7 protein-coding genes are annotated in these 4259 nt (G+C 54.0%); 4 read left to right on the forward strand and 3 right to left on the reverse strand.

Translation table 11 applies throughout. From position 1 onward, the window contains the following. From VGP75_RS08500 to VGP75_RS08515, 4 genes are all read left to right on the forward strand, one after another. Positions 1-430: DUF1643 domain-containing protein (locus VGP75_RS08500; protein ID WP_327543244.1), on the forward strand; the 430-nt coding region annotated here is incomplete at its 5' end. 144 nt (positions 431-574) lie between these two features. Next, positions 575-1381: a calcium-binding protein gene (locus VGP75_RS08505; protein ID WP_327543245.1), complete on the forward strand. Its 807-nt coding sequence runs from the start codon at positions 575-577 to the stop codon at positions 1379-1381. A gap of 137 nt (positions 1382-1518) precedes the next feature. Beyond that, the gene (gene rpsO, locus VGP75_RS08510) at positions 1519-1788 is read left to right on the forward strand and encodes a 30S ribosomal protein S15 (protein ID WP_019955803.1); all 270 of its coding nucleotides are present in this window, start codon (positions 1519-1521) and stop codon (positions 1786-1788) included. A gap of 124 nt (positions 1789-1912) precedes the next feature. Then, entirely contained in the window at positions 1913-2305 is a 393-nt protein-coding gene (locus tag VGP75_RS08515; protein WP_327543246.1) for a hypothetical protein, read from the forward strand. Positions 2306-2369: 64 nt separating this feature from the next. Here the strand turns inward: VGP75_RS08515 and VGP75_RS08520 are convergent, their stop codons facing one another. From VGP75_RS08520 to VGP75_RS08530, 3 genes are all read right to left on the reverse strand, one after another. Next, entirely contained in the window at positions 2370-2735 is a 366-nt protein-coding gene (locus tag VGP75_RS08520) for a DUF4168 domain-containing protein (RefSeq protein WP_327543247.1), read from the reverse strand. A gap of 199 nt (positions 2736-2934) precedes the next feature. Then, the gene (locus VGP75_RS08525) at positions 2935-3591 is read right to left on the reverse strand and encodes a 2OG-Fe(II) oxygenase (protein ID WP_327543248.1); all 657 of its coding nucleotides are present in this window, start codon (positions 3589-3591) and stop codon (positions 2935-2937) included. A gap of 80 nt (positions 3592-3671) precedes the next feature. Beyond that, a complete protein-coding gene (locus tag VGP75_RS08530; RefSeq protein WP_327543249.1) occupies positions 3672-3947 on the reverse strand; it encodes a hypothetical protein in 276 nt (91 codons plus the stop codon). Positions 3948-4259: the final 312 nt, after the last annotated feature.

Below are 4259 nucleotides of genomic sequence, written 5' to 3' on the forward strand. Positions count from 1 at the left end.
ACGCACGTGGGATGCAAAGGGCAAACGGGTCCTGTTTGTGATGCTGAACCCCTCGAAGGCCACCGAGGTGCAGAACGACCCGACCGTGGAGCGCTGCGAAAGACGCGCCCGTGCGCTGGGCTTTGGCGCGTTTCAGGTGACAAATATCTTCGCTTGGCGCGACACCGATCCCTTTGCGATGCGCAAGGCGGTCGATCCGGTAGGTCCCGAAAACAATGCGATTATCCGCGAAGGTGCGGTTTGGGCTGACCAGATCATTGCCGCTTGGGGCACCCATGGCACGCATTTGGCTCGCGGCCGCCAGACCGAGGCGCTTTTGCGCAACCTTGGCAAGCCGCTTTATACGTTGGGGCTCAGCAAACACGGGCATCCCAAGCACCCGCTTTACATCAGTTATGCGCAGCAGCCGATCCCGTGGAACGAAGCGTGACGCTTCGGGCGCGTTAACCATTTGTTCAGAATTTCGATGTCCCGGTATGTGCCGCATGGTATTTCAAATCCCAAGGGGTCGGGGGCGACTCGATGATGACTGGTTTTGGAAATGCTTGCTTTGTTTGGATTGATGGGAGTCGCAATGACGGCCATCGTGATGTTGGATAGTGATGAACCCTCCGAAACGACGGATGACGGGAGGGCTGATGAGGACGATCCCAGCGTCGAGATCGCGCCGATTGATGACATGATCGCGATGAGCGATGAAGACACCGTGATATTCTCGGGTCCACTGGATGACATCGTCCGGACGGGCGCAGGAAATGACTATCTACATGGCGAAGACGGAAACGATTATCTGGCCGGTGGTGCCGGTGATGACACGTTGCACGGTGGACGCGGTAACGATGTGCTTGTTGGCGGCGACGGTGATGATCTGTTGAACGGACATGTTGGCGATGATGTTCTGATTGGTGGTGCGGGTAACGATGTGCTGAACGGTGGCGGCGGTGATGATGTCCTGATAGGGGGCAGCGGTGATGACATGCTGCTTGGGTCGTTTGGCAATGATGTCTTGATCGGCGGTTCGGGTGCGGACACGCTTCATGGCGGGCCAGGCAACGACATTCTCTACGATCGGGGCGACGAAGATGTCGATTACCTCAATGGAGGTGCTGGTGACGATATCCTGATGGGTGGTGCGGGCGATCACCTGCATGGTGGAACAGGGGCCGATACCTTTGCGCTATTGCACGGAAACGATGTGATTATCGAAGATTTTGACGCGTCCGAGGACGTGATCGAGATCACTTACGAGGGTGCGTTGCCACAGCTGGAGACCGCGGAAACGGAAGACGGACTGGTCCTATTCGCCGATGGTTTGATTGTCGCAACTTTCCCCAATCTTGCAGAACTGGATGTGGCGCGGATCGCGCTGATCGCCGCGTAACAAATCGCTTTCCTTTTTCGCAGAATCCTCTTATTGCGACGCATCTGCGCGGGGATTGCCTTGCACAGACCCTCCACGGGCCCTTCTGGACGACATCCCGGATTGTGCCATTCACCCTTGATATAAAGGAGACCCCGATGTCGATTACTGCTGAAGAAAAAACACGGATCATGAAGGAATTTGCAACCAAAGAAGGCGATACAGGTTCGCCCGAAGTTCAGGTTGCTATCCTGTCCAGCCGCATCGCGACGCTGACAGAGCACTTCAAGACCCACAAGAAAGACAACCACGGTCGCCGTGGTCTGCTGAAAATGGTTGCGCTGCGCCGTAAGCTTCTGGACTACACCAAGTCCAAAGACGAAGCACGTTACCAGAGCCTGATCGAGCGTCTAGGCCTGCGTCGCTAAGGCGATACGGTCGAGAAGAGAATACAGAAAGCGCCCGCCATCAGGTGGGCGTTTTCGTTTCGGGTATCGGCAGCTTTTAGCGCATAGAGATTGTCAATTGCGCCATTGTGCCTAAGTTACACGCATGGAAATGAAAAAACAATTTGCCACCGGCGCTGCGATGATGATGCTAACAGTCCATCTCGCGACCGCGTCAGCCGCACAAAGCGAACCGCCGCAAACATGGGTGCCAAAAGAGGTAGTCCTACCAGAGGACGCCGAGGTCCTTAGCGAGCGTGAAATCGGTAGTTCGCTCAGGATGTTCTCGTTTTCCACTCAGGATGATGTCGATGACTTGCTGGCGACATGGCAAGAGGATTTGCGCCTTGCCGGATACTCCGTGATGGATGCGGAGGGTGCCACGATGGAGCGAACCATAGAATTTTCGGGCAATGGTATCAATAACGCCAAGATAGCGGTGGTCCCTGCTGCTTCAGAGGAACAAAATGTCATCCAGTTTGATGCCACCTTGCGATAAGCCAGGAAACAGAAAATCCGCTACGACATGATCGCAGCGGATTTTCATTTGCGGTGATAATTGATCAGCTTTCAAGATATGCTGTAATCTGCGCGGTCAGATCCGCGTCATTCTGTGCGAGCGTCAAGATTTCGACATATCTGTCGAGGCTTATCCCTTCGGTTGTTTCAATCGCCTCGGCCTGTGCCCTCTGGGCTTCTTCCATCAGGGCCTGCCGCGTTGCATCGTCTGCGGCCTGTTCTACCTGAGGTACATATTCGGCATTGATCGCGACCACCTCTTGGTAAGCCTGCGCGAATGCGGCGATCTCTGACTCTGTGACGTCTTGCGTCATCGGAACGCTTTCCGCCTGCGCCAAAGCGGCCATCGGTGCCGCCGCTGCCATCATCATGGCAATTGCAATTGCACTGGCTCGGTTTGCTCGTTTCATCATGATCTCCTTTAAGTTTTCAATCGTGCCGCGCCATTCTTACGCGGTTGATCATGATGTAGGAGTGCTTTGGTATTGTAGCAAAACACTGCGCGAAGTCATGCTGGAATGGTAGAAATGATGGGCGCAATTATGCCAAAGACACGCCGAATGACAGCAATTGACCTTTGCTGATAGGCGTTTTCTGTTTTGGCAACCGCTATGAGATGGTGCGTGTTTCGCCAGACTCTGGCGGATAATCGCGCTGCACGTGATATGCCAGCTGTCGCCACCAGATTGACATCGCGTATTTTTCACCGTTTGCGACAGATAGTCCTGCGTGGATGGAATGGGGGTGTGGCGACGCCGTGCCAAGCCGCGTGTTCCCAAAGATCAGCACTCGCCCGAGTTTTGGCTTCACCTTGATTTTCAGATGCGGAAACTCTGTTTCACCACCTTCTTCGACATCGTTTAGATAACAGAGCGTCGTGAAAAGTCTTTGGCCGCCTTGTGCAAGAAACTGGCGCCCGCCGGTAGACTGGTCAAATGCATCGGAGTGGGGGTCGTATTTTTGATCCCCCTGATAGCGCATGAGCTTGCAGGGCTCTGAATTTTCTGGCGGCAATCGGACAAAGGTAGAAATCTGGCTGACCAGTTGCGTTACTCTCGGGTCGCTCCACTGGTTAACGCCTGCAACTTCGCTGGTGCGGCCATCACTTTGCTTTGTACCACCTTTGGGGTCGACAATCACGCCACGCTGTAGCGTCCCGTCGCCTTTGCTGATGATATGATTGGCGAGGTCTTCGTCAAAGACACCGTCAACAACCACGACCAGAGGATTCAGACTAAGCAGCGTGTAAGGAAGATCAACTGGCAACACTCTCAGATGCTCCGAACGCTCTGGGATGGGCCGCGAATAGCGCCCATTCCAGATTTATGTGCTGATCACATAGGTTGTTAAACTGGCGGTTCTTGGATGACAGGCGGTTCCGACGGCGGTTCCGACGGCGGTTCTGTAGGCTCGCTGTCATTGCCGTCGTCGTCGTTTGAAACAACGACAGCGATCAAAGCACCTACGATAAGTGCAGGGATAATCCAATCCGAACTGCCTGCCGGGGCTGCCATCGCTTCTGGCTCTGCCACGGGTGTTTCAACAATAGAGTCAGCCAAGCCGCCTGCCATTGACTGCGTTGCAACAAGTGAAATCGCTGCAGCGTGAGGGACAAACTTCATAATAGAGCGACCTTTTCTTCAAAAATAAATGATTGAGATAAACCGTAGCAAAAGACATTCGCTTAGGTAAAGAAATTTCTTCACTGTGATATTTCGCCCAACGATGTGCTGACGGTTACAGGCTGGGTTTGTGGCGGAAACCCTTCCCCCTTCCCAAACACCGCAATCTGAGATAAGGCCCAACAATCTTGAGAGACTGGCGCCCGCATTCCAGCGCCTGACCAAAGAAGATACTGGGATGAGGGGGAATACGCCCCCTACGCAAAAGGCCAAACAGGCCAACTAGGAAGACATCATGTTTAACGAAGTAAA

Origin of the sequence: Yoonia sp., assembly GCF_036007805.1 — a bacterium.
Lineage (GTDB): Bacteria > Pseudomonadota > Alphaproteobacteria > Rhodobacterales > Rhodobacteraceae > Yoonia.